At 72.4% G+C, this 23,948-nt stretch carries 28 protein-coding genes; 13 read left to right on the top strand and 15 right to left on the bottom strand.

The features are described from left to right. The first annotated feature begins 24 nt into the window (after positions 1–24). On the top strand, positions 25–1,077 hold the full coding sequence (locus Q8R60_09725) for a phosphotransferase family protein (protein MDP3712751.1): 1,053 nt from the start codon (positions 25–27) through the stop codon (positions 1,075–1,077). Here the strand turns inward: Q8R60_09725 and Q8R60_09720 are convergent. Beyond that, the gene (locus tag Q8R60_09720; protein MDP3712750.1) at positions 1,074–1,439 is read right to left on the bottom strand and encodes a hypothetical protein; all 366 of its coding nucleotides are present in this window, start codon (positions 1,437–1,439) and stop codon (positions 1,074–1,076) included. The genes Q8R60_09725 and Q8R60_09720 overlap by 4 nt on opposite strands. A gap of 23 nt (positions 1,440–1,462) precedes the next feature. Between Q8R60_09720 and Q8R60_09715 the strand changes: the two genes are divergently transcribed. Then, positions 1,463–1,702, top strand: a complete 240-nt coding sequence (locus Q8R60_09715; protein MDP3712749.1) for a DUF1653 domain-containing protein — start codon at positions 1,463–1,465, stop codon at positions 1,700–1,702. A gap of 179 nt (positions 1,703–1,881) precedes the next feature. Next, on the top strand, positions 1,882–3,642 hold the full coding sequence (locus Q8R60_09710; GenBank protein ID MDP3712748.1) for an alkaline phosphatase D family protein: 1,761 nt from the start codon (positions 1,882–1,884) through the stop codon (positions 3,640–3,642). A gap of 3 nt (positions 3,643–3,645) precedes the next feature. Here the strand turns inward: Q8R60_09710 and Q8R60_09705 are convergent, their stop codons facing one another. Beyond that, positions 3,646–4,320 (bottom strand): PadR family transcriptional regulator, encoded by a 675-nt coding sequence (locus Q8R60_09705; protein ID MDP3712747.1) that lies wholly within the window; start codon positions 4,318–4,320, stop codon positions 3,646–3,648. 39 nt (positions 4,321–4,359) lie between these two features. On the opposite strand from Q8R60_09705, the gene Q8R60_09700 reads away from it, so the two are divergent. Both Q8R60_09700 and Q8R60_09695 read left to right on the top strand, forming a co-directional pair. Further along, positions 4,360–4,857, top strand: coding sequence for a VOC family protein (locus Q8R60_09700; GenBank protein ID MDP3712746.1), 498 nt, complete (start codon positions 4,360–4,362; stop codon positions 4,855–4,857). A 4-nt stretch (positions 4,858–4,861) separates the two neighbouring features. After that, complete coding sequence (locus Q8R60_09695) at positions 4,862–5,230, top strand: cupin domain-containing protein (GenBank protein MDP3712745.1); 369 nt, start codon at positions 4,862–4,864, stop codon at positions 5,228–5,230. Between the two features lie 2 nt (positions 5,231–5,232). Here Q8R60_09695 and Q8R60_09690 read toward each other — a convergent pair whose 3' ends face one another. Beyond that, positions 5,233–5,478: a type II toxin-antitoxin system prevent-host-death family antitoxin gene (locus Q8R60_09690; protein ID MDP3712744.1), complete on the bottom strand. Its 246-nt coding sequence runs from the start codon at positions 5,476–5,478 to the stop codon at positions 5,233–5,235. 91 nt (positions 5,479–5,569) lie between these two features. Between Q8R60_09690 and Q8R60_09685 the strand changes: the two genes are divergently transcribed. Continuing rightward, positions 5,570–6,619: an ATP-dependent DNA ligase gene (locus Q8R60_09685; GenBank protein MDP3712743.1), complete on the top strand. Its 1,050-nt coding sequence runs from the start codon at positions 5,570–5,572 to the stop codon at positions 6,617–6,619. A 36-nt stretch (positions 6,620–6,655) separates the two neighbouring features. Then, positions 6,656–8,269, top strand: coding sequence for an ABC-F family ATP-binding cassette domain-containing protein (locus tag Q8R60_09680; GenBank protein MDP3712742.1), 1,614 nt, complete (start codon positions 6,656–6,658; stop codon positions 8,267–8,269). Between the two features lie 74 nt (positions 8,270–8,343). Here the strand turns inward: Q8R60_09680 and Q8R60_09675 are convergent, their stop codons facing one another. From Q8R60_09675 to Q8R60_09660, 4 genes are all read right to left on the bottom strand, one after another. Beyond that, positions 8,344–8,817, bottom strand: coding sequence for a hypothetical protein (locus Q8R60_09675; protein MDP3712741.1), 474 nt, complete (start codon positions 8,815–8,817; stop codon positions 8,344–8,346). Between the two features lie 43 nt (positions 8,818–8,860). Next, positions 8,861–9,451 (bottom strand): hypothetical protein, encoded by a 591-nt coding sequence (locus tag Q8R60_09670; GenBank protein MDP3712740.1) that lies wholly within the window; start codon positions 9,449–9,451, stop codon positions 8,861–8,863. Between the two features lie 7 nt (positions 9,452–9,458). Continuing rightward, entirely contained in the window at positions 9,459–10,004 is a 546-nt protein-coding gene (locus Q8R60_09665) for a hypothetical protein (GenBank protein ID MDP3712739.1), read from the bottom strand. 81 nt (positions 10,005–10,085) lie between these two features. Beyond that, complete coding sequence (locus Q8R60_09660; protein ID MDP3712738.1) at positions 10,086–10,568, bottom strand: hypothetical protein; 483 nt, start codon at positions 10,566–10,568, stop codon at positions 10,086–10,088. A 253-nt stretch (positions 10,569–10,821) separates the two neighbouring features. On the opposite strand from Q8R60_09660, the gene tesB reads away from it, so the two are divergent. Together tesB and Q8R60_09650 are read left to right on the top strand one after the other, a co-directional pair. After that, entirely contained in the window at positions 10,822–11,688 is an 867-nt protein-coding gene (tesB, locus tag Q8R60_09655; GenBank protein ID MDP3712737.1) for an acyl-CoA thioesterase II, read from the top strand. Positions 11,689–11,771: 83 nt separating this feature from the next. Beyond that, entirely contained in the window at positions 11,772–12,068 is a 297-nt protein-coding gene (locus Q8R60_09650) for a hypothetical protein (protein MDP3712736.1), read from the top strand. Position 12,069: 1 nt separating this feature from the next. On the opposite strand, the gene Q8R60_09645 is transcribed toward Q8R60_09650, so the two are convergent. The 5 genes from Q8R60_09645 to ligD form a co-directional block, all read right to left on the bottom strand. Then, a complete protein-coding gene (locus Q8R60_09645) occupies positions 12,070–12,453 on the bottom strand; it encodes a hypothetical protein (GenBank protein ID MDP3712735.1) in 384 nt (127 codons plus the stop codon). Between the two features lie 80 nt (positions 12,454–12,533). Further along, a complete protein-coding gene (locus Q8R60_09640) occupies positions 12,534–15,059 on the bottom strand; it encodes a hypothetical protein (protein ID MDP3712734.1) in 2,526 nt (841 codons plus the stop codon). A gap of 78 nt (positions 15,060–15,137) precedes the next feature. Further along, positions 15,138–15,482 carry a type II toxin-antitoxin system PemK/MazF family toxin gene (locus Q8R60_09635; GenBank protein ID MDP3712733.1) on the bottom strand — a complete coding sequence of 115 codons (345 nt, stop codon included), beginning with the start codon at positions 15,480–15,482 and terminating at the stop codon, positions 15,138–15,140. Then, positions 15,476–15,718 carry a ribbon-helix-helix protein, CopG family gene (locus Q8R60_09630; GenBank protein ID MDP3712732.1) on the bottom strand — a complete coding sequence of 81 codons (243 nt, stop codon included), beginning with the start codon at positions 15,716–15,718 and terminating at the stop codon, positions 15,476–15,478. Before Q8R60_09630 ends, Q8R60_09635 begins: the two co-directional genes overlap by 7 nt. A gap of 67 nt (positions 15,719–15,785) precedes the next feature. Further along, positions 15,786–16,838 carry a non-homologous end-joining DNA ligase gene (ligD, locus tag Q8R60_09625; GenBank protein MDP3712731.1) on the bottom strand — a complete coding sequence of 351 codons (1,053 nt, stop codon included), beginning with the start codon at positions 16,836–16,838 and terminating at the stop codon, positions 15,786–15,788. Between the two features lie 133 nt (positions 16,839–16,971). On the opposite strand from ligD, the gene msrB reads away from it, so the two are divergent. Together msrB and Q8R60_09615 are read left to right on the top strand one after the other, a co-directional pair. Then, complete coding sequence (msrB, locus tag Q8R60_09620) at positions 16,972–17,361, top strand: peptide-methionine (R)-S-oxide reductase MsrB (protein MDP3712730.1); 390 nt, start codon at positions 16,972–16,974, stop codon at positions 17,359–17,361. A gap of 101 nt (positions 17,362–17,462) precedes the next feature. After that, positions 17,463–17,906: an ATP-binding protein gene (locus Q8R60_09615; GenBank protein ID MDP3712729.1), complete on the top strand. Its 444-nt coding sequence runs from the start codon at positions 17,463–17,465 to the stop codon at positions 17,904–17,906. A 20-nt stretch (positions 17,907–17,926) separates the two neighbouring features. Here Q8R60_09615 and Q8R60_09610 read toward each other — a convergent pair whose 3' ends face one another. After that, on the bottom strand, positions 17,927–18,637 hold the full coding sequence (locus Q8R60_09610) for a chlorite dismutase family protein (GenBank protein ID MDP3712728.1): 711 nt from the start codon (positions 18,635–18,637) through the stop codon (positions 17,927–17,929). Next, entirely contained in the window at positions 18,634–20,004 is a 1,371-nt protein-coding gene (gene hemG / locus Q8R60_09605) for a protoporphyrinogen oxidase (GenBank protein ID MDP3712727.1), read from the bottom strand. The genes Q8R60_09610 and hemG overlap by 4 nt, the downstream gene beginning before the upstream one ends. A gap of 112 nt (positions 20,005–20,116) precedes the next feature. On the opposite strand from hemG, the gene Q8R60_09600 reads away from it, so the two are divergent. Both Q8R60_09600 and Q8R60_09595 read left to right on the top strand, forming a co-directional pair. Next, positions 20,117–21,034 (top strand): DUF4349 domain-containing protein, encoded by a 918-nt coding sequence (locus tag Q8R60_09600; protein ID MDP3712726.1) that lies wholly within the window; start codon positions 20,117–20,119, stop codon positions 21,032–21,034. 10 nt (positions 21,035–21,044) lie between these two features. Then, positions 21,045–22,553 carry an MFS transporter gene (locus tag Q8R60_09595; GenBank protein ID MDP3712725.1) on the top strand — a complete coding sequence of 503 codons (1,509 nt, stop codon included), beginning with the start codon at positions 21,045–21,047 and terminating at the stop codon, positions 22,551–22,553. A gap of 363 nt (positions 22,554–22,916) precedes the next feature. Here the strand turns inward: Q8R60_09595 and hemE are convergent, their stop codons facing one another. Next, positions 22,917–23,933, bottom strand: coding sequence for a uroporphyrinogen decarboxylase (hemE, locus tag Q8R60_09590; protein MDP3712724.1), 1,017 nt, complete (start codon positions 23,931–23,933; stop codon positions 22,917–22,919). Positions 23,934–23,948: the final 15 nt, after the last annotated feature.

The following is a 23,948-nucleotide window of genomic DNA, read 5'->3' as shown; positions in this document are numbered from 1 at the left end:
GAGCGCGGCACTAGGGTCGGTCGCATGAGCGAAGCGGTGGCGGGCGCGGACCCGTCGGTCGTCGGTCCCTACCTCGCGGACGTCCTCGGCGACCCGGCCTGGACGGACTGCGAGGTCAGCCTCATCGCCGGCGGCAAGTCCAACCTCACCTACCGCGTCTCGAGCGGGGCGGGGCAGGTCGTCCTGCGCCGCCCGCCACTCGGGTCGATCCTGCCGACGGCCCACGACATGGCGCGCGAGCACACCGTGATGGCCGGCCTCGCGGGGTCCGGCGTACCCGTGCCGAGGATGCGCCACCTGTGCACCGACCCCGAGGTCCTCGGGCAGCCGTTCTACGTGATGGACCTCGTCGAGGGCCACATCGTCAAGGAGGCCTTCCCGCCCGGCTACGCCGACCAGCCGTCACAGCGCCGCGCGGTCTGCGAGGGCCTCGTCGGGGTGCTCGCGACGCTGCACGAGGTCGACTACGAGGCCGTGGGGCTCGGGTCCTTCGGCCGGCCCGACGGCTACCTCGCGCGTCAGGTCTCGCGCTGGGGCAAGCAGTGGGAGGCGACCCGCCTCGACGGCATGGAGGCCCTCGACGCGCTCGCGACCCAGCTCGCCGAGCAGCGCCCCGAGACGCAGCGCCACACGATCGTCCACGGTGACTACCGCCTCGACAACACGATGCTGCACCCGACCGACCCGGGCACCGTCGTCGCCGTCCTCGACTGGGAGATGTCGACGCTGGGCGACCCGCTCGCCGACCTCGGCATCCTGCTCGTCTACTGGGGCGAGGGCGACGAGACCGGCCTGCGCAAGCAGGGCGTCATCGTCCCGCAGGTCACCGGCCTGGAGGGCTGCCTGACCCGCAACGAGGTCGTGGAGCTCTACGCGCAGCGCTCCGGACTCGACGTGTCGACCCTGCCCTGGTACGTGAGCTTCGGCTTCTTCAAGCTGGCCGTCGTCTGCGCCGGCATCGCCGCCCGGTCCAAGGCCGGCGCGATGGTCGGGGAGGGCTTCGACGGCTACGACGCGGTCGTGGGGCCGCTCGTCGAGCTCGGCCGCGCGACCCTGGCCGACGGGGTCGTGCACTAGCTGCGGCGCGAGACCTTCCACGCCCACAGCACCAGCGGGACCTGCAGCGGCAGCCGCGCGATCGTCACGACCTGCTCGACGGTGGTGTCGGCGTCGAGCGCGCCCTTGATGTTGCCGGGGAAGACCGCGACGAAAAGCCCCGCGCTCGCCAGCGCCGCGGGCCGGCGGGTGCGCGGGACGGCGACGAGCGCGCCGAGCAGCAGCTCGACGACCCCGCTGCCGTAGGTCCACTGCCGGGCCGTCCCGGGCAGCGCCTCCGGGATCATCGGGTCGTAGAACGACGGCTGGACGAAGTGGGTCGTGCCCGCGCCGAGGAGCAGGGCGGCGAGCAGGTAGGGCGAGGCGGCGCGCAGTCGGGACACGTGATCACCCTAGGGTCGCGGGCATGGACGTGATCCCCGGGACCTACCAGCACTGGAAGGGGCCGCAGTACCTCGTGCTCGGCCTCGGCCACGACGCCAACGACGCCGACCGCACGACAGTCGTCTACCTGCCGCTCTACCCCGTCGACGGCCCGCCCTTCGCGGTGCGCACCCTCGAGGACTTCGCCGGCTGGGTCGACCCGGAGACAGGTGTGACCACCGAGGAGGGGACCGGCGTACGCCGCTTCGCACCCCTGCGCTGAGGCCTCCTCCAGCCCCGCCGCTGTGAGGGCGCTCACCTCGACGGTGAACGCACGGCGGCCACCCGACGACCCGGGTGAGCGTTGCGTGAACAACGACGCCGCGAGGCAGGGAAGGGCCGCCGGAGCCGCCAACGTGGACCGGGACAGCCGTCTCGTCCCACGTCCCGGAGGACTCACCCGTGCCCAGCATCTCCCGTCGCTCACTCCTGCTTGGCGCCACCGCCGCCGGTGTCGGCGTCGCGCTCGACGGCGCCTTCGCCGCCACGCCCTCCAGCCCGCTCGGCAGCGCACCCCGCATCAGCAAGGTCGACGACGGGAAGGTCTTCCCGCAGAGCGTCGCCTCGGGTGACCCGACCGCGAGCGGCGTGATCCTCTGGACCCGCGTCGACCCGGCGCGCATCACCGGTCGCGACGTCCTCGTGCTCGAGGTGGCGACCGACGCGGCGATGAAGAAGGTCGTGCTGCGCCGCAGCATCGCCGCCAAGGACGTCCGCAAGGACCGCGACGGCACCGTGCGGGTCGACGTCGACGGACTGCTGAAGGCCAACCGCTTCTACTTCTTCCGCTTCGTCTACCGCGGTGTCGCATCGCGGACGGGCCGGGCCCGCACCGCGCCGGCCGTCGGCCAGGATGTGAAGAGCCTGCGGCTCGGCGTCTTCTCCTGCCAACAGTTCGCCGCCGGGTTCTACGGCGCCTACCGCCACGCGATGACCGACAAGCTCGACTACCTCGTCCACGTCGGCGACTTCATCTACGAGGGCAACGACGTCGGCAACGCCAACGGCCGCGACGTCGCGCTGCCCAGCGGCGCGACCGTCATGAGCAGTCTCGCCGACTGCTACACCGTGCACCGCTCCTACCGCAGCGACCCGGACCTGCAGCGCGCGATGGAGCAGCACACCATCATCGCGACCTGGGACGACCACGAGATCGTCAACAACCCCTACTACGACTACGACGCGAAGGCGCACGCCAGCGGCAGCCACCCGCGCGGTGACGACGCAGCCTTCATGCGGAAGTACGCCCTCGAGGCGGCCGCGGCGTACTTCGACTGGATGCCGGTGCGCGCGAAGCTCGTCCGTACCGGGACCGACCCGCACTCCTCCTGGCGCCTCTACCGCGCGGTGCGGCTCGGCGACCTCGCCGACCTGCTCATGGTCGACGGGCGGTGGTACCGCGAGGCCCAGCCGGACACCGGCGCGGAGAACGTCGAGGGCACGTCGTCGGCGTCGCAGACCTCGACGATGCTCGGCAAGGACCAGGCCAATTGGCTGGCCACGCAGATCCGGGCGTCGAAGGCGACCTGGCGGGTGCTCGGCAACCAGACCATCTTCCAGCCGTGGGGCGCGATGCTGCCCGGCCCGTCACGCGCCTACATCAACATGGACGCCTGGGACGGCTACCGCGACGAGCGCGACTCCATCGTGGCCGCGTTCGCCGCGCGACCGAAGGGCAACCTCATCCTCACCGGCGACATGCACGCCTTCGTCTGGGGCTTCGTCCAGGACAGCTACGGCGCCGAGGGTCTCGTCGGCGGTCAGAAGGTCGCGTTCGAGGTCATGACGTCGGGCGTCACGTCGACCGGTCTGTTCTTCGCGGCCGAGGAGACCCCCGGGGCCGAGGAGGCCATCGAGGCGACGCAGTTCGCGCTCAACCCCCACATGCGACTGTGGAACTGGACCCGCCACGGCTACACCGTCGTCGATCTGACGCCGACCCACGCCGACGTCACGGCGTACGTCGTGGGCATCGACACCGCAGACGCGCAGCGCACGCTGCTGATGAAGGGCCGCATCCCCGCCGGCGAGATGGAGCTCGAGGTGCTGGAGCGCAACAGCCCCGGCGGGCTGCCCGTGACGACCCCTCCCCCGCCGGCGCTGCCGACCGGTCGGCCGGTCAGCGTGCGGACGTGGGACCAGGTCGAGGACCTGATGCGCTAGCCGTCAGCGGTCCCGGACGGTCTCCAGCCGGGCCCGGGTCGTCGCAGCGAGGGTGGCGTCGTGGGTGGAAGCCCACGACGCCACCTCGTCCGCGGCCTCGGCGAAGAAGCCGTCAAGCTCGGCCAGCAGACGGGTCGTCGCGTCGATGGCGAGGGCGACGACCGGCAGCCGCTCGGGGTACATCGGTCGGCCGTGGAACTCGCGGCGGTCACCCGGACCGCCCTGCCCTGACTCGAGCAGCGTGAGCGGACCGTCGTCGTCGAGGTACTCCCCCACGATCGCGCGCAGGTCGTCGAGCATCGCCCGCGCACCGTCGGCGGTCGCGCGCAGCGACTGCTCGAGGTCGGCGACCGTGCCGTGGTCGGCGTAGAAGGCGCGCAGGACGCCCTCGACCTGCAGGTGCGGCTCCTCCGGGGGCGTCGCGAGCCAGTCGGCGAGGGCAACGCGCCCGGCGTCGGTGATGGCGTAGCGCTTGCGCGACCGCTTGCCGGCCGCCTCCTCGGTGACGGTCGCCCAGCCGAGCTCCACCAGCCGCCCCTGCTCGCGGTAGAGGTGCCCCTCGGACACGGGCCACACGAAGCGCAGGCTGCGTCGTACCTGCTGGGTGAGCTCGTAGCCCGTCCAGGGCCGGGTGGCGAGCATGCCGAGGACGCCGTAGGTGGCGGATGAGGCGTTCACCCTTGTCAGACTACTCGCAATGTGAGTAGTGTCCGCCACATGGGGATCGGGAAGCTGCGGTGCAGCGTCGTGGACGTCGAGGACCTCGCGGTCGCGGAGGCCTTCTACAGCGCCCTCACCGGGCTCGCGGTCATCCCGTCGGTCTTCCCGGGGCGCTACTCCTACCTCGGCCGGCCCGACCCCTGGGACCACGAGCTGATCCTGCACAAGGTGTCGACCACCAAGGGGGCCGAGGCCAACCGCGGCCACATCGACATCTGGGTGCGCTCGGTGTCGACGTCCATCGCCGAGGTCGAGGCGATCGGCGGGCGGCTGAAGAAGCCTCCTGCGCTCTACCCGCGGCCGGGCTCCTACCCGGGCGAGCAGCCCCGCATCGACTGGGCGGTGATGCAGGACCCGTTCGGCAACGAGTTCTGCGTCATCGCCGTGCGCACCCCGGACCAGGTCCGTGCCGTGGAGGGGGCGGCACGGATCGGCCCCGGGGACGACGACCACTGGCGCGCGGCAGCGGGCTGCGCGCTCTCACGAGAGGACTGACGTCATGGCCACACCGATCAGCGAGCTCCCCGTCGAGGTCGCGCAGGGCGAGCTCGAGACGAGGTACGCCGAGATGGGTGCGATGGCGATCCGCCACGTGCGCCTGCCCGCCGGCACCGACATGGGACCGGTCCTGCAGGGCCTGCCCGGCGACCGCTGTCCGAGCCCGCACTGGGGCATCGTGCTCGAGGGCTCCATCACCATTGAGCACGCCGACGGCTCGCTCGAGACCGCGCGGGCCGGCGAGGTCTACCACTGGCCGGCCGGTCACACCGGCACCACGTCGGAGGCCTGCGTCTTCCTCGAGATCGGGCCGGTCGCCGAGATGCGCGCCTTCAGCGAGCACGCCCAGAAGCTCTTCGCCCCGGCCTGATCTCAGCGATCGAGCTCGCAGTCCTCGCGGCGACCGGACTGGGCCTGGGCCAGGCTTTCGAGCAGCCGACGCGCGTTCGCCGGGACGCGCAGCAGGTGCGCAGTCTCCTGCAGGGCCTGGTAGTCCTCGAGGGACATGAGGACGGCGCTGCCGCACTTGGACAGGATCTCCACAGGTACGTGGTCGTCGTTGACCTGCTCGATCAGCGAGATGAGGGACTTCCGCGCGACGCTCGCAGTGATGGCCATGACCACCTCCAGTGGTTGCGACAACGGGTATGGCCGTCGAGGGGTCGACGTCAGGCACCGCACGTGTGTGGACGTGCGGGAGGATGGGCCGATGCAGCTGCCTGTCATGCCGCCGGTGAAGCCGATGCTCGCGAAGTCGGTGCCGGACGTACCCGAGGGCGACTACCTCTACGAGCCGAAGTGGGACGGCTTCCGCTGCATCGTCTTCCGCGACGGTGACTCCGTCGAGCTCGGCTCGCGCAACGAGAAGCCGCTGACCCGCTACTTCCCCGAGGTCGTCGAGGCTCTCAAGGCCCAACTGCCACAGCGGTGCGTCGTCGACGGCGAGATCGTCATCGTGTCAGGCAAGGGCCTCGACTTCGTGACCCTGCTGCAGCGCGTCCACCCCGCCGACAGCCGGGTGCGGATGCTGGCCGAGACGACCCCGGCCAGCTTCATCGCCTTCGACCTGGTCGCGCTCGGCGACGACGACCTGACCGGTCGGCCGCAGGCGGAGCGACGGGTGCTGCTCGAGCAGGCACTGGCGGGAGCGCAGCCGCCGGTGCACCTCACGCCGGTCACCGCAGACCCTGCCGTCGCGGGTGAGTGGTTCAAGGTCTTCGAGGGCGCGGGGCTCGACGGGGTGATGGCCAAGCCGGTCGCCCAGACCTACCAGCAGGACAAGCGCGTGATGCTCAAGGTCAAGCACGCGCGGACCTGCGACGTCGTCGTTGCGGGCTACCGGCTGCACAAGTCGGGTCCGGTCGTGGGGTCGCTGGTGCTCGGTCTCTACGACGACGCCGGCGCCCTGCAGCACGTCGGCGTCGCGGCGTCCTTCACGGCCGCCCGGCGGGCCGAGCTCATCGACGAGCTCGAGCCCTTCCGCACCGACGGTCCGCACCCGTGGGTCGGCGACGCCGTCCCCGAGCGCAACCCCGGCCAGTCGGCAGGGTCGCGGTGGAACTCCGGCAAGGACCTGTCCTTCGTCCCGCTGCGCCCCGAGCTCGTCGCCGAGGTCGGCTACGACGCGATGGAGGGCACCCGCTTCCGCCACACCGCGCAGTTCAAGCACTGGCGCCCGGACCGGACGGCGGAGTCGTGCACCTACGACCAGCTCGACCGGCCGGTCCGCTTCGACCTCGCCGACGTCCTGCGCGGCTGACAACCCGGTGGCGCTCCCCCACTAGCGTGGAGCCTCGTGTCCGCCACCCTCGTCGCGAGCGACGTCACCGTCGTACGCGGTCCTCTGCTCGTGCTCGCCGGGATCTCGCTCACCGTCGCGCCCGGGAGCCGCATCGGCGTCGTCGGGCCCAACGGTGTCGGCAAGTCCACGCTGCTGGCGTGCCTGTCCGGCGCTTTGACGCCTGACTCGGGGACGCTCGCGCTCGCGCCGCCGACCGCCAACGTCGGGCTGCTCCCCCAGGAGCCGGAGCGCCTCCCAGGCGAGACCGTGTCGGCGTTCCTGCTGCGCCGCACGGGGGTGACGGCGGCGCAGGCCGCGCTGGATGCCGCGACCGAGGCGCTGACGGTGGGGGCCGCGGGAGCCGACGACGCCTACTCCACCGCGCTCGAGCGCTGGCTCGACCTCGGCGGCGCCGACCTCGAGGTGCGCGCCGAGGAGGTCTGCGCCGACATCGGCCTGTCCCCCGCGCTGCTCGCGGCCGAGATGACGACGCTGTCCGGTGGCCAGGCCGCCCGCGCGTCACTCGCCTCCATCCTGCTGTCGCGCTTCGACGTCTTCCTGCTCGACGAGCCGACCAACGATCTCGACTTCGCGGGACTGGAGCAGCTCGAGTCCTTCGTCCTCGGTCTGTCGGCCGGTCTCGTGGTGGTGTCGCACGACCGCGAGTTCCTCTCGCGCACCATCACCTCCGTCCTCGACATCGACGGGCCGCTGCGCACCGCGCGCCTCTACAACGGCGGCTGGGACGCCTACCTCGACATGCGCGCGCTCGCCCGCCAGCAGGCCCGGGAGGCCTACGAGGAGTACGACGACAAGCGCGCCTCCCTCGTCACCCAGGCCCAGAAGCAGCGCGAGCAGTCTGTCCGCGGTGCGCTGCGCGCCAAGCGCAAGCGCCCCGACAACGACCGGGCCGCGCGGGGCGCTCGCATCGAGGCGGCCACGCACGCCGCGTCGCGCGTGCGCGGCATCGAGTCGCAGCTCAACCGCCTCGACGAGGTCGACGAGCCCCGCAAGGAGTGGCAGCTGCAGATGTCGATCGCCGCCGCGCCCCGCTCCGGCGACATCGTCGCGGTCCTCTCCGACGCCGTCGTCCAGCGCGGCACCTTCACCCTCGGGCCGATCTCACTGCAGATCGCCTACGGCGACCGCGTCGCGCTCGTGGGCCCCAACGGCTCCGGCAAGACCACCCTGCTCGAGGCGCTGCTCGGCCGACTCCCTCTCGTCTCCGGCGCCCAGACCCTGGGCTCGGGCGTCCGCCTCGGCGAGATCGACCAGGCGCGCTCTGCTTTTGCCGGATCGTCAACGGTCGTCGAGGTGGTCGAGGCCCGCACCGAGTGGCCGGCCGGCGAGGTCCGCACCCTGCTCGCGAAGTTCGGTCTGCGCGGTGACCACGTGAACCGTCCCGGGTCCTCGCTGTCGCCTGGCGAGCGGACTCGGGCCTCGTTGGCCCTACTGCAGGCGATCGGCGTCAATCTGCTGGTGCTCGACGAACCCACCAACCACCTCGACCTGCCGGCGATCGAGCAGCTCGAGTCAGCGCTAGATGCTTACGAGGGGACCCTTGTGCTGGTCACCCACGACCGCCGCCTACTCGATGCAGTCAACGTGGATCGACTACTCGCGTTGTAACTGCATCCCAACATCCCTGATGGCCGAACTGCCTTCCTGTGCCAGTAGCACCAACGGACGGCGGCGCGCACCGCTCAGGTGTTGGAGCAGGATCCGTTCGAGCCAGAGGTCGTCACCGTGAAGCTGTCATTGGAGCCAGCGACAGTGCTCACCCAGTTGGTTCGAGTGCCCGTCACACCCACGCGGTACGTGCCGGCGCCGAGGCTGAACGAAAGCACACGTGTCGCGGTGGTGTTGTTCGCGATCGCCGTGCCGTTCTGGGTGTAGGTGGGGGTCGGCGAACCGCTCCCGATGTACGTCCGCTGCCCTGTCACATTCGGCCCGGCACTGACTGTCCAGCTCATCGTGACTGTGCCCGTCATGATGCTCGACGACTTGTTCGTGGTCGAGCAGGCCGTGATGTTCACCCCGGTCGGGGCAGTGAGCGTCGCCGCCGTTGCCGCCGCCGACCCCGACCCCGAAGCGCTCCACGCGGCCGCAGCCAGGCCGGGCGCGCTCGCAACCAGCACGAGCGTGCCGATCGGAAGGAGCAGGCGGCGGAGGAGCATCTCAGACCTGTTCTCGTGAGTGGTGGCGGGGACGTTGGTTGATCTAGCCGACCTGGGCGACGACTGTCACGCCGCTGAACGTGAAGGTGGCACCCTGGCATCCGCTGTCAGAGTTGGCGCCCATGGTGATTAGGTTGCCGGCAGGGGTGATCGTGATATCGCTGTTGGCCGGGATGCTCACGTTCAGGCCCGAGGCAGTGGCAGTTGCCGCACTGACCAGCGCGCTCGTCACGGTGCAGGAGGCGTTCGAGGGGTTGCTGACACCAGTTGGCTGGGTCGCGGTCGCAAGCGTGTAGCCGGTGACCTTCACGGCTACGGGGTTCGGGTTGTGGACGTTGATGGTCGCGGGGACGCTGACACCGGGGTAGAGCAGCGTCGCGCTGCTCTGCACCGTGGTGACGTTGGCGGTCACCGGCACGACAGTCCCCGCCGCAGCAGATCCGACGCCAGTCCCGGATGCGGACCAGAAGGCATAGCCGATGCCGGTTGCCATCACGACGGCTGCGCCAGTAGCGGCGACAACGGTGAGGCTGCGGGCCTTCGAGTTCTTCGACATGGTCATCTTCCGATCGGGGATGGCGGGAAGGCTTCGGCTGGTCGGCTTGTCGGACCAGGAGCGCTGGGTGAAGGTCATGGAGGGCCTACTTGCTGTTCGCTGTGGCAGTGAAGGTGAACGACCACGACCTTGACTTGCACGCGTCCTGGTTGCGGGTCGAGCTGTTGTTCAGCCGCACGGTGACCGGGAGCGTCGCGGTGCCGTTCCGGCGGATCGTCACGGTCGCACCGGCTCCCGTCGTGGCGTTGTACCCGGCGACAAGGACCTCGAAGTCGGCCGGGGTGGTGCAGCTGCCGCTCGTCGGCGCCGGTGACGGGCCTGTGAGGACGGTGCGCACCGAGGTGAGCTCCACGTCCTGGTTGTTGGTGTTCTCGATTGTGAGCATCCGGGTCACGCTGATCCCAGGGGCAAGGCCCTGGATCGTGAGTGCGCCCCCGAGCGTCAGCGCCTTGGGCGGAGGATCGGCAGTTGGAGACTTGGTCGGCTTGGGTGTCGCCTTCGCCGCTGTGACCGTTCCACCACTGGAGCTCGTCGTTGCGGCGCTGACGAACTGGGCTGCGGTGATCGCGGCACCCGACGTCAAGAGGGCGCCGGCGGCGACGACCCAGTAGACGGCGGGCTGCTTCTTCACGACGCCTTCTCTCCAGAATGTGTGGGTCAGGTGCAGACGACGGCGCGGGCGGGACTGAGTGTCCCGCCCGCGCCGGCGGCGTCAGACCGTGCTGACAGTGTTGAAGGTGAGCACTACCGCGACGCTCTTGCACGCGTCCTGGCTGACGGTGGGCGAGTTGGCGAAGACCAGGGTCGCCGTCCCGAGGTCGACGGTTGCACCGGCCGCAGTCCCATCGCCGTGCGGCACGGTCACCGCGCTGGCGTCGACGTCAGCGACGGAGAACCACTGCGCGCAGGCCGAAACCGTCGGGGTCGTCACCGCGGTCTGGACCGTGGTGACCCGCAGGTCGGTAGCGCTGGTCGTGTCGCCCTTAATGGTGAAGGTCTCGGACTCTCCCGGCGCGAGGGCCGCGGGCGAGGTGCTCGTAATGCGAACGGTGCCGTTGCTGGCCTGCGCGGAAGCCGAGCCCGATCCGGAACCGCTGGTGGTCCAGTACGCGTAGGCGATGCCGGAGCCGGCCACACCGAGCGCGCCGATGGCGATGGCGGCGGTGGCCTTCTGAGCCGTGGTGAGCTTGCGCATGATGTCTCCTGTGGAGTGAGGGGCCTTGCGGTCCGGCCGGCCTGTCCGGCCGGGAGGCCCCTCGTGGGGCCGGTGAGGAGACAGTGCCGGGTGAACCACGGCGGTCACATCGCACGACCGGTCAGCCCCTGCCGACCGATCGTCCCCAGGCGCACCACCCGAAATGACTAGCCGCGGGTGGCTTGATCCATCACGGGTTGTCCGAGATTGACCACTCCGCAGCGCGCACGAGCCCGACTGGGAGGATCGCCCGGTGACCCAGGAAGCGCTCGACCGACTCATCGCCCTGCTCGACCTCGAGCGCATCGAGGTCGACATCTTCAGGGGCAGCCAGCCCGAGGAGTCGCTGCTGCGGGTCTTCGGCGGGCAGGTCGCGGGGCAGGCGCTGGTGGCCGCCGGGCGCACGGCTCCGGAGGACCGGCCGGTGCACAGCCTGCACGCCTACTTCCTACGGCCCGGCGACCCGAGCGTGCCGATCGTCTACGAGGTCGACCGCATCCGTGACGGCAGGAGCTTCAGCACCCGCCGGGTCGTCGCGATCCAGCACGGCAAGGCCATCTTCACGATGTCGGCGTCGTTCCAGGTCCTCGAGGAGGGCTACACCCACTCCGACCCGATGCCCGAGGTCGCTCCCCCCGACGAGCTGCCGACCCTCGCCCAGGTCCTCGAGCCCTACCTCGACGACCCGCTGATGGCCTGGGTCGCGCGGCCGCGCCCCATCGAGATCCGCCACGCCGGCACCCACCCGCGGGTCGCGAAGGAGAAGGGCCTGCGCATCGCCGAGCAGAAGGTCTGGATGCGCGCCAACGGCACACTGCCCGACGACCCGCTGCTGCACGTCTGCGCGGTCGCGTTCGCCAGCGACATGACCCTGCTCGACTCGACGCTGTCGGCGCACGGCCGCAGCTGGGGTCCGGACGACGTCGTCGGGGCGAGCCTCGACCACGCGATGTGGTTCCACCGGCCGTTCCGCGCGGACGAGTGGTTCCTCTACTCCCAGCGCTCGCCGCGCACCGGTGCGGGCCGTGGCCTCGCCACGGGGCAGATCTTCACCCAGGACGGCGACCTCGCGGTCAGCGTCGTACAAGAGGGTCTGATCCGCATGCCGCGGCAGCCCTGACCCGACGGGTCAGTCACGACGGGCCATTGACCCGCCTCCGCGCCAGGAGTCTGCTCGGAGCTCCCCGGAGCGAAGGAGCAGCCATGTCGATCGTGCTCACCCAGGACATGCCCGGCGCGACCAAGGAGATGATCGAGGCCGTCAACGCCGAGCTCCACATCGACGTCGACCGGCCGCGCGGGCTCGTCCTGCACACCGCCACCGAGACCCCCGAGGGCATCCGCGTCGTCGACGTGTGTGACTGCGAGGCCGACTTCTACGCCTTCGAGCACGACCGGCTGCAGCCGGCGCTCGCCGTCGTGGCCGAGCGCTTCGGCATGGACCTCGACACGATGCCGCCACCGCGCCAGCAGATCGCCGAGACCTTCGACCTGACGTAGCTCAGCTCGCGGAGTAGGCGAGCTGCCAGGTCGCCCCGTCGCACCCGGCGACGTCGGCCACGTGCAGCACCAGCGGCTGCGCGACAGACCCACCAGCGGGTACGACGACACGGCCCGTCCACGGCTCGACCGTCAGCGCACCCTGCTCGCACCCGGGCGAGACCCCGGTCACGCGGGCCGACAGCGAGGTGACCACGGCCTCGGCCGGGCTCGTCAACGTGAGCACCAGTCGGCCGGCCGCTCCCGGGCGCAAGCCCTGGACGTCGCCGCTGATGCGCACCTCCGGAACCGCCGCCGTCGCGCCGGCGGGCAGCAGCGGGAGCCCGACGAGCAGCGCCGACACCGCCCAGGCCGCACAGCGCGCGGCGGTGCGACGGCGTCCCATGCACGGGTGATCGGGGCGTGACGCCCCGCCCCGGTCACCCGATCAGGTCATCTCGCCCGGCCGGAACCCGGGACGAGCCGTCAGGTGCGGAGGCGGCGGCGGGTGAGGACGGCGGCGCCCATGACCGTGAGGCCGAGGACGGCGAGGCCGGTCGGCAGACCCGTCGCGGGCAGCGGCGCGGCATCGACCGGCGGGGCGACGACGGGCGGCGTGACGACCGGCGGGGCGGCCGTGATCGGGCCGAGCATGCCGAGCTGCGGCAGCGAGATCGCGAAGGCACCGCGACCGAAGTTGGCCGCGAACAGCAGCGTGTCCTTCACGTGCCACTTCACGTCGGTGATCGGCGCGGCGGGCAGGTTGCCGCCGACCTTGAGCCACTGGCCCGACGGGCCCTTCGACATCGCGCGGGAGACGAAGACGCCGACGTCGGTCGCGACGACGACGTCGTCACCGACGGGCAGGACGTCGTTGACCGGCGCCTGCGGCAGGTCGCCGCTGATGTCGGTCCAGGTCACGCCGCCGTCGACGGTGCGGTAGACCATCGACTTCTGGTTGCCGGAGCGGAAGCCGGAGAAGGTCGCGTAGGCGACGTTGCTCGAGTCGCGGTAGTCGATCGCGACCGACGTCACCCAGTCGCCGGGCAGGCCGGTGGCCTCGGTCCACGCGCCGGGGACGAGCCCGCCGCCGCTGTGGGTGTACCAGAGGCGCCCGTCGTCGGTGCCGGCGTAGATCGTCGGGGTCTCCGACGCGCCCTCGGCGGCCGCGATCGTCGTCACCGTGCCGTAGTTGCGGAACAGCGGGTTGGTCTCGCGCCCGAAGCCGCTGGTGAGGTCGGGGCTGATCGGGGTCCAGGACGCACCCTCGTCGGTCGAGCGGTGCACGATCTCGCTCGCGGTGTAGACGAGGCTGGAGTCGTTGGGGTCGAACTCGATCGGCGTCAGCCAGTTCTTGCGGACACCGAGGATCTCGTTCTCAAAGCTGCTCATGTTGCCGCCGCCGTTGGTGCTGCGAGCGCACACGCCGTACTGGCTGCAGCCGTAGACGAACTCGTCGTTGTGCGGCGCGAAGGCCATCTCGGTGCCGTCACCACCGGTGATGTCGTTGAAGCCGTCGGCGGCGGGGTCCTCCTCGGAGGTGTAGTTGCGGACCCCGCCGTTGTCCTGCAGACCTCCGAGGACCTTGGTCGAGTCCTGCTGCGACACGTCGACGCTGAACAGCTGGTTCCACGGCATGTACTCGCCGTGCTCGAAGGTCGTGCCGTTGTCGTCGGAGCGGTAGAAGCCGCCGTCGTTGCCGACGTAGACGCGACCCGGGATGCGCAGGTCCCAGGCCATCGCGTGCTGGTCGGCGTGCAGGCCACCGGAGGCCGAGAAGGTGACGCCGCCGTCGAAGGACTCGCTCATGTTGACGCCGGTCGCGAAGACGTGGTCGGGGTCGAGCGGGTCGACATAGACCCGGCCGAACCACCAGGCGTAGACGAAGCCGCCGGTGACGAGCGGGATGTCGACGGCGGGGGTGAAGGTCGCGCCGCCGTCCTCGGAGCGGGCCAGGCCCGCGGTCAGCCCGGCCTCGGTGGAGGCGAGGATGTAGACGCGGTTGGGGTCGCTCGGCGCGACCGCGATACCGAGGCGACCGAGGGGCGGGTTGGGGGCGAGGAGCGGCAGCCCGATGCGGGCCCAGGTCTTGCCGTTGTCGGTGGACTTGAAGGCGCCCGTGCCGACGCCGGTGTAGATGCGCCGGTCGGGCTCGCGGATGCGGTCCCACATCGTCATGTAGATCGTCGACGGGGTCTTCGGGTCGAGCGCGACGTCGACCGCACCGGTCGTCGGCGTCTCGCCGGCGAGCATCAGCTCCCAGGTCTGACCGCCGTCGCTGGTGCGGTAGAGGCCGCGGTCCTCACCGCCGCCACGGAACAGCGAGCCGTTGGAGGCGACCCACACGACGTCCTCGTCGGTCGGGTCGACGACGATGCGCCCGATCCGCTCGGAGAGCTTCAGGCCGACGTTGCGCCAGGTCTTGCCGAAGTCGTCGGAGCGCCAGATGCCGTCACCGCCGTAGGTGATCGAGCCGCCGCCGGGGCCGGCCTCGCCGGTGCCCGCCCAGAGCACGCCCTTCGGGCTGATCGCGAGCGCGCCGACCGCCTGGTTGTTGTCGGCCGGCCAGGCCGGCTCGAAGGTCTTGCCGCCGTCCTCGGTGTGCCAGATGCCGCCGGAGGCCGCCGCGACGAAGACGCTGTCGACCTTGCGCGGGTCGACGACGACGTCGAGCAGCCGCCCACCGATGTTGGTCGGGCCGCGCAGCTCCCACTCGGCCGCGGCCAGCGCGGGGTCGACCGCCGCGGTGCGGACCGCCGCTGCCTTCGCCTGCGCGTTGGCACGCGCCCAGGCGCCGGGCGGCACGGTCCCGCCGACCCGGCTCAGCATCGCGTCACCGGGCTCCTGCCCGGGGTCGAGCAGCGCGTCGAGCCCGGTCGAGGTGATGCCGAGCGGGACGCTCGACACCTGCTCGACCGGCGCGGGAGCAGCCGTCGGGGTCGATCCCGAGCCGAGCGCGAGGGCAGCGGCGAGAGGGAGGGCGATCAGGGGCAGCAGAGGGGTACGACGCACAGCCCTCTGTTCGGCGTACGTCCTAGATGTCCTGCTTGTCCCTCGGGACCGGGCGCGTCGTACGCGGGAGGTCAGCGCCTACAAGCCCAGGACGAGGCGGAGCCCCTGGTCGATCTCGTCCATGAGGTAGCCGGGGAGGCGACCCACCGGTGGGGCGAGGTCGGACTTGTCGAGGGTGAGCAGCGCGCTCACGTTGACGACCGAGTCTTTCAGCAGCCCGCTGGAGGCAGCGGGCACGAAGACGTTGCCTCCCACTGCCGCCTGCGCGGTGTTGGACGTGATGACGGCGACGATCGTCGTGGCGAGCCGACTGGCGTTGACGGCGTCGTCCTGGACCACGAGGACCGGCCGGGTCTTGGCAGGCCGACTCCCCCGGGTCGGGCCGAGCTCTACCCAGCACACGCTGCCCCGGCTGATCACCAGTCCTCGTCCTGGGCAAGTCGGCCACGTCCGTGCGCGACCGCGGCCGCACTGTCGTCGTCCTCACCGACGAGGTCGAGCGCGTCGTTGATGCGGGCCGTCAGGGAGGAGCGGTCAAGCTCCTCGAGGTAGCGCGTGGCCGCGGTGGCGTAGAACTGCGAGCGGCTCACCCCCAGCTCGGCGGCTCGTCGGTCCACCTGCTCGAAGGTGTCGTCAGGAACGGAGATGGCCGTCTTCACACCGAAAGTATAACCGGGTAGGAACAGCGCCGCCAGTGTCGTCCACAGGCGCTGCGCCAGCGCCGCCTCAGGCCGGCTCGCCCTCGTCGGCCTTGCGTTCCCGGTCCCGGTCCCGACTCGGCTGGACCCGCTTGGGCTCACCGGGCTGCAGCGCGAACGACGGTGGGAAGGGCGCCTCGCCCTCCCCGGAGCGCTCGTAGAGCTCGATCAGCGGCGCGAGGTCGTGCGCGACGTCGTCGATCGCCGCGTGGACGTCACCGAGCGTGGCGAACCGCTCACGCATCGTCCAGATGTCGAAGTCGGCGATCTGCGCGCTCGGGACCTCGTCCCAGGTCAGCGGCGCGCTCACGGTCGCCTGCGGGCGGGCGCGGACGCTGTAGGCGCTCGCGATGGTCTGGTCGCGGGCCATCCGGTTGTAGTCGATGAAGATCCGCTCGCCGCGCTCCTCCTTCCACCACTTCGAGGTGCACAGGTCGGGCCGGCGGCGCTCGAGCTCGCGGGCGATGCCGACCGCGGCGTGGCGGACGTCGAGGAAGGGGTGGTCGGGGCGGATGCGGGTGTAGACGTGCAGGCCCTTGGACCCGCTGGTCTTCGGGAAGCTCAGGATGCCGAGCTCGTCGTAGAGCGCCTTGAGCTCGAGCGCGGTCTCGACGACGTCGTCCCAGCCGGTGCCGGGCATCGGGTCGAGGTCGATCCGCAGCTCGTCGGGGCTCTCGGTGTCGGCGCGGCGCGACGGCCAGGGGTGGAAGTCCAGCGTCCCGAGGTTGGCGGCCCACGCGACGTGGGCGACGTCGACGGGGCAGAGCTCGGTGGCGCTGCGGCCGCTCGGGAAGTGGACGGTCGCGGTCTCGATCCACTCGGGCCGCTTCTCGGGCACCCGCTTCTGGTAGATCGCCTCGCCCTCCGCCCCGTCGGGGTGGCGCTTGAGGACAGTGGGCCGCTCCCGCAGCGCGCGCACGACACCGTCGGCGACCGACAGGTAGTACTCGACGAGGTCGAGCTTGCGGCCGCGGCCCTCGGGCAGCCCGCTGAAGTAGGTCTTCTCGGGGTTGGTGACCTTCACGACGCGCTCGCCGGTCGGGGTGTCGATCTCGAGCTCGACGAAGGGGCTGGCAGCCATGGCCGGACGCTATCCCGCAGCCGCGTCACGGGATCGTCATCCCGGCGCGCGGAATCCCTGGCGGCCGGGGCACGCTGTGCTGACCATGAGCTGGCTGAGGAGGAGTTCCGTGGAGAGCACCCGGGTGTACCCCGTGACGAAGACCGACGAGCAGTGGCGCGCGGAGCTCAGCCCCGAGGAGTACGCCGTGCTGCGGCGCGCCGGGACCGAGCGGCCCTGGGTCGGTGAGTACACCGACACGAAGACGCTCGGGACCTACAGCTGCCGGGCCTGCGGCGAGGAGCTGTTCACCTCGGAGGCGAAGTTCGACTCGCACTGCGGCTGGCCGTCGTTCTACGAGCCCCAGGAGGGCGACAAGGTCGAGCTGATCGAGGACCGCACCCTGGGAATGACCCGCGTCGAGGTCCGCTGCGCGTCCTGCGGCAGCCACCTCGGGCACGTCTTCGACGACGCACCGCAGACCCCCACGGGCGACCGCTACTGCATCAACAGCGTCTCGATCCGGCTCGCGCCTGCCGAGTAGCGTTACGCCGAACGGAGCAGTCCGGTCGCGGGCCGCAGCGGGACACTGCAAGGTGGACGCGGATCGCCGCGTCGCGGCCCTTGACGAGCGGGAGGTCTGAGGTGGTGCAGGCCGTCGACCTGCCGGGCGACCCCTCGAGCGTCCGTACCGCGCGCCGCTTCGTGCGCGCCTCGCTGGAGGCCGCCGAGCTCGGCGAGCTCGACGACCTCGTCGACACCGCGCTGCTGCTCATCAGCGAGGTGGCGACCAACGCCGTCCTGCACGCCCGCAGCGGCTACCGCGTCGAGGTCGCCGTCGTCGAGGGGGCCGTGCGCTTCAGCGTGCTCGACGACTCCCCCGTCAAGGTCCACCGCCGCGTCAACCGGCTCGAGGCCGCGACCGGCCGCGGCCTCGGCATGGTCGAGGCGCTCGCCACCCGGTGGGGTCCGACCGGGACCGACGGCCTGCGGGGCCGGGCGAAGGGGATCTGGTTCGAGCTGCCCACCGACCCGGCCGCGCTGCGCTCGCTGTCGGAGTCCGTCGAGCTCGAGGTCGCCGACCGCTAGTCCTGTGGACGCTCGGGGTGTCAGGGCAGGGAGCGGACCAGGTCGGCGAGCGGCTTGCTGACCCCGCTGAAGAACGGGGTCTCGAGCTTGGTGTGCAGCCGGGCCCGCGACGAGCGCAGGTGGCGCAGGCAGTCGACGATGCGGTGCAGCTCGTCGGCCTCGAAGGCCAGCAGCCACTCGTAGTCACCGAGGCCGAAGGCCGCGACGGTGTTGGCCCGCACGTCCTCGAACTCGCGTCCCTGCAGGCCGTGCTCGGCGAGCATGCCGCGGCGCTCGTAGTCGGGCAGGAGGTACCAGTCGAGCGAGCGGTTGAAGGGGTAGACGCAGACGTAGCGCTTGGGGTCCTCGCGCCGGACGTAGGCCGGGATGTGGTTGCGGTTGAACTCCGCCGGCCGGTGCAGGCCGACGCTCGACCAGACCGGCGCCAGGTGGCGACCGAGACCCGTCTGGCGGAACCGCGCGTAGGTGTCCTGCAGCACGTCGGGGTCCGGGCAGGTCCACCACACGAGCAGGTCGGCGTCGCCCTTGTAGCCCGACACGTCGTAGGTCCCGCGGGTGTAGACGTCCTTGTGCAGCGCCTCGTCGAGGAACGTCTGCGCCTCCGCGGCCAGCTCCTGACGCGCCTCGTCGGGCAGCCGCGTCTCGGCGCGGAAGACGGCGTACATCGTGTAGAGGAGCTGCTCGTTGAGCTCCTTGGCCGATGCGGGCGAGGGCGCGGTCGACTCGGTCATGACCCCATTGTGAGGGAGGCCAGCGCGGCCCGCGCCGCGGCCCGGCCACTGCGCACGACGGCCGGCACACCGACCCCGTCGTACGCCGCTCCGCCCACCGCGAGACCCGGGCGCGCGGCGACGGCGCGGCGGACCCGGGCGACCTTGTCGAGGTGGCCGACGGCGTACTGCGGGAGCCCGCCGCCCCACCTCGTGACTCGACTGTCGACCACCGGCGGCAGCGGCCCGACGGCGTCCTGGAGCTCCTGGCGGACGATCGCGACGAGCTCGGCGTCGTCGCGCTGCAGCTCGACCTCGTCGCCGTGACGACCGACCGAGGCGCGTACGACGCAGAGGTCTCCGGCGAGGTGGGCCCACTTGCGGCTGGTGAAGGTCACGGCCTTGGTGGTGCGGCCGTCGACGGCGGGCACGAGGTAGCCGCTCCCCCGGCCGGGCGTCGGCCCGTCGAGGACGAGCGTGACGATGCCGACGCTGGCGGACTCGACGGTGGCGAGCTCGGCGGCGGCGGTCGGGACGACGTCGCGCAGCAGCCTGGCGGCCGCCGCAGCCGGGACGGCGAGGACGACGGCGTCGACGTCGAGGTGCTGGGGATCGGCCGCACTGCCGGTCTCGAGCCGCCAGCCGGTCGGGGTGCGCTCGAGGCTCCGCACGACGGTCTGCAACCGGACCTCGGCGCCGGTCGCGCGCGCGACGGCCGCGGGCAGCAGGCCCATCCCGCCGACGACGCCGCCGAAGACCGGGCCGGCCCCCTTCGGCGCGGTAGTGACCTCGCGCGCGGCGAGCAGCAGCGAGCGGTGCCTCAGCAGCGGCGCGACGAGCTGGGGCAGCGCGGCCTGCAGCGAGATCCGGTCGGCGCGGCCGGCGTAGACCCCGCCGAGCAGCGGGTCGACGAGCCGCTCGACGACCTCGCGACCGAGCCGCTTCGCGACGAGCTCGCCGACGCTCACGTCGTCCACGACAGGCGCGCCGGGCAGGGCGAGGTCGAGCGGGACGCGGGCGAGCCCGCGGGCACTCAGCAGCTCCGAGCGGGCCAGGCTCGCGAGGTCGGCCGGGATGCCCAGCAGGGTCCCGGTCGGCAGCGGGCACATCCGCCCGCGCGACCACACGGCCGCCTCTGCGGTGGCGGGGCTCGTGACCTCGACCCCGGCGTACGCCGCGAGCTCCGCGGCCTCGGGCACCCGCAGCAGGAACGCGTCCGCGCCCTCGTCGACGACGAGCCCGCCGACCTCGGAGCTGCGCAGCTTGCCGCCGACCCTTCCGGAGGCCTCGAGGACGATCACGCGCGCGCCGGCTGCGGTCAGCTCGGCGGCTGCGGCCAGGCCGGCCATCCCGCCACCGACGACGGCGACGGTCGGGGGCGTGGGCACAGACCGACCCTAGAGGCCGAGACGCATCCGTGACCGGCGTGCTGCAACCGGGGCTGCGCGCGCTGCGTCGCAGCAGCACCGGACCCGGCCGGTAACGCCCTCGGAGGCCCTCGTGAGACGACCCGCTGCCGCCCTGCTCGCCCCCCTGCTGGTGCTGGTCCTCGCCGGCTGCTCCGCCGACAGCAGCGATGAGTCGGCGACCGGCATGTCCGGCGCCGCTCCCGTCGCCAACGGGGCCGCCAAGGCTCCCGGTGACGGTGGGAGCAGCGGGTCGACCGGAGGCGCGACGACGGGTGGCACCACGGGCGGGAGCACCGCTGACCGCGGGCGGGTCAGCGCCGTCCTGCGCGCCGTCGTGCGCACCGCCACGCTCGTCGTCGAGGTCGAGGACGTCCGCAAAGCGGCCGACTCGGCGCGGACCCTGGCCCAGGGAGCCGGCGGCGAGCTGGCCGGCGAGCAGAGCACGGCCGGGGCGGACGACGCGCGGTCGGTGCTCACCCTGCGGGTCCCGGGCACCACGCTCGACGCCACCGTCGACAAGCTGGCGGCTCTCGGCGACGAGCGGGAGCGGGCAGTGACGAGCGCTGACGTCACCGAGGAGCTCGTCGACCTCGACAGCCGGGTCGCGACGCAGCGCGCCTCGGTCGCACGGGTCCGGGCGCTGCTCGAGCGGGCGTCGGGCCTCGGCGACGTCGTGAAGATCGAAGGCGAGCTCGCCAAGCGGGAGGCAGAGCTCGAGTCGTTGACGGCCCGGATGCGCGCGGTCGAGGACCGGGTCGCGATGTCGACGGTCACCCTGACGCTGGTCGGCGACGGCACCACGCTGCCGAGCGACCCCGAGGAGCAGCTCGGCTTCACCGGCGGGCTGCGCAACGGCTGGGACGCCTTCACGTCGACGGCCCGGGTCGTGGCCGCGACCGCCGGGGCGCTGCTGCCGTTCCTGCCCTTCGTGCTCCTCGCGGCGTGGGCGGCCCGCCGTTGGACGACGCGTGGGACGGTCGTCGCGCCAGCGGTCGACACCAGGGCATAGCGTCCGGCGGGTGCGCGCCCGCCCCAGCCTCGTCCTCGTCGCGACGTCCCTCGCGGCCTTCACGGCGACGCTCGACAACACCGTCGTGTCGGTGGCCCTGCGCGACGTGCAGCGCGACCTCGACGTCGGCGTCTCGGGACTGCAGGGGGTCGTCACCTCCTACACCGTCGCGCTCGCGGCGCTGCTGCTCACCGGCGGGGCGCTCGCCGACGTCCTCGGGCGGCGGCGCACGCTGCTGGCCGGGCTGGTCGTCTTCTCCGCCGCGAGCGCCCTGTGCGCGACGGCTGACAGCGCGTCGGCGCTCATCGGCTGGCGGGCCCTGCAGGGCGCGGGGGCCGCGCTCGTGCTGCCGGGGGCGCTCGCGGTGCTGGCCTCGGCGTACCCCGACCCTGCCCGTCGTGGCCGCGCCGTCGGCGTGTGGGCGGCCACCGGCGCACTGGCCCTCGTCGCGGGGCCGATCGTCGGCGGGCTGCTGGTCGAGGCGCGCGGCTGGCCGTGGGTGTTCTGGGTCAACCTGCCGCTGTGCGCGGGGGTCGCGGTCATCGCCGCGACCGCACCGAGCGAGCCCGCGACGCCGGGCCGGCGGCTCGACGTGCCCGGGCAGGTGCTGGCCGCGGGCGGGCTGGCGGCGCTGACCTACGCCGTGGTCCGGCTCGGCCGCGACGGGCTCGGTGACGCGGTCCTGCCCGCCGTCGCCGGGGTCCTGCTGCTGGTCGCCTTCGCCGTCGTCGAGCGACGCACCGCCGACCCGCTGCTGCCGCTCGGGCTCCTGCGCGACCGGCCGTTCGTCGGCGCGACGACCGCGGCCTTCGCGGCCTCGCTCGCGGTCTTCGTGCTGCTGGTCTTCGTCAGCCTGTTCCTGCAGCTCGTCGTCGACCTCGAGGCGCTCCCCACGGCGCTGCGCCTGCTGCCGCTCACCGTCGGCCTGGTCGTGGTCGCGCCCGCCGCCGCCCGGCTCGCCGTCGCCCGCGGGCCGCGCCTGCCGGTCGTCGCGGGTCTGGTCGTCGCGGCTGCCGGTGTGGCCGCGACCGCGGTCGTCCTGAGCCCCGAGGTCGGGACGGTCCCGCTCGCGGTGACGCTCGGCATCACGGGGGTCGGGCTCGGGCTGACCGGCGCGCCCGTCGTCGCGCAGAGCCTCGACGCGGTCTCGGTGGACCGCTCCGGGCTCGGCGCCGCGACCGTCAACGTCGCGCGCGAGCTCGGTGGGGTCGTCGCGGTCGCCGGCCTCGGCGCGCTGGTCGTCTCGCGCCTCGCCGCGGACCTGACGTCACGGCTGCTCGCGCTGGGGGTCTCCCCCGGCCCCGCCGAGGTCGTCGTCGACACGGTGCTGCGCGGCGAGACCTCCACCGACGGGGTGCTCGCGGCCACTGGGGGGACGGTCGCGCTCGAGGCCCTGCTGCAGCTGCGGACCGCGGCCGAGGCGTCCTTCGTCGGGTCGACGCGGGCCGCACTGGTCGGTGCGGCTGCGGTGCTGCTGCTGTCCGCCGCGGTCGCCGCCCGGACGATGCGCGCCCGCTGACCCGGGGGGCGGGGCCCGCTCACCGGTGACCGGACCCACGACGTCCACCTCACCCGCCCGCACCGGGTCGGCCGCGTGTCCGCCTCGTGGCGCACGCTCCCACCACGGCACCTGGACGTCTTGGGTCCGACCAGGCCGCGGTCCCGGCGCCGCACCGGCGTTGCCGGCCCCGACACACCGACCCGGCGCCTTGCTGCACTGCACGCGGGCAGCGTGCAGTGCGCACGCTGCACTCGGATAGTGCGGGTTGTGCAGTGCACGCGGAGGGCGTGCAGTGCAGCAAGGCGCCCCACCGGTGTGCTGGGGACCAGGCCCGCGGTGTGCTGGGGACCAGGCCCGCTGCGGCCCCGGCACCGTCTGGCGCTACGCCCCGTGGACGGTCTCGACGACGCGGGTGAGTACGTCGGGGTCGGTCTCCGGCAGCACGCCGTGGCCCAGGTTGAACACGTGCCCCTCCGCGGCCCGGCCCAGCGCCACCGTCTCGCGGACCTTGGCCTCCAGGACCTCCCACGGCGCGAAGACCAGCGTCGGGTCGAGGTTGCCCTGCACGGCCTTGCCCGGGCCGACCCGGCGCACCGCCTCGTCGAGCGGCACCCGCCAGTCGACGCCGACGACGTCCGCGCCGACCGCGCCCATGTCGTGCAGCAGCTCACCCGTGCCGACGCCGAAGTGGATCCGCGGCACGTCCGCGACACCCGCGAGGATGCGCTGCGAGTGCGGCGCGACGTAGCGGCGGTAGTCCGCGGCAGGCAGCGCGCCCACCCACGAGTCGAACAGCTGCACCGCGCTCGCGCCGGCGTCGACCTGCACGCGCAGGAACGCCAGGGCGATCTGCGCCAGCCGCTCCATGAGGGCGTCCCACAGGGCGGGGTCGCCGTACATCAGGGCCTTGGTCCTGCACTGGTCCTTCGACGGTCCACCCTCGACCAGGTACGACGCGAGCGTGAACGGCGCGCCGGCGAAGCCGATGAGCGGCGTCGCGCCGAGCTCCGCGACGAGCAGTCGGACGGCCTCGGCGACCTCGGGGACGTCGACGAGCTCGGGCAGCCGGTCGAGGTCCGCGCGGGTGCGGAAGGGCTCCGCGACGACCGGTCCGACGCCGGCCACGATGTCGAGGTCGACCCCGATCGCCTTGAGGGGCACCACGATGTCGCTGAAGAAGATGGCCGCGTCGACGCCGAAGCGGCGTACGGGCTGCAGGGTGATCTCTGTGACCATGTCGGGGCGGAAGCAGGACTCGAGCATCCCGGTGCCCTCGCGGAGCGCGCGGTACTCCGGCAGCGCACGGCCGGCCTGGCGCATGAACCACACCGGGGTGTGCTCGACGGGCTCGCGGCGGCAGGCGCGCAGGAAGGTGGAGTCGTGGGGGGTGGCGGTCATCGCGACGAGCCTCCC

The sequence above is a fragment of the Mycobacteriales bacterium genome (assembly GCA_030697205.1).
Lineage (GTDB): Bacteria > Actinomycetota > Actinomycetes > Mycobacteriales > SCTD01 > JAUYQP01.
This window is presented reverse-complemented; position numbering and strand designations above follow the sequence as displayed.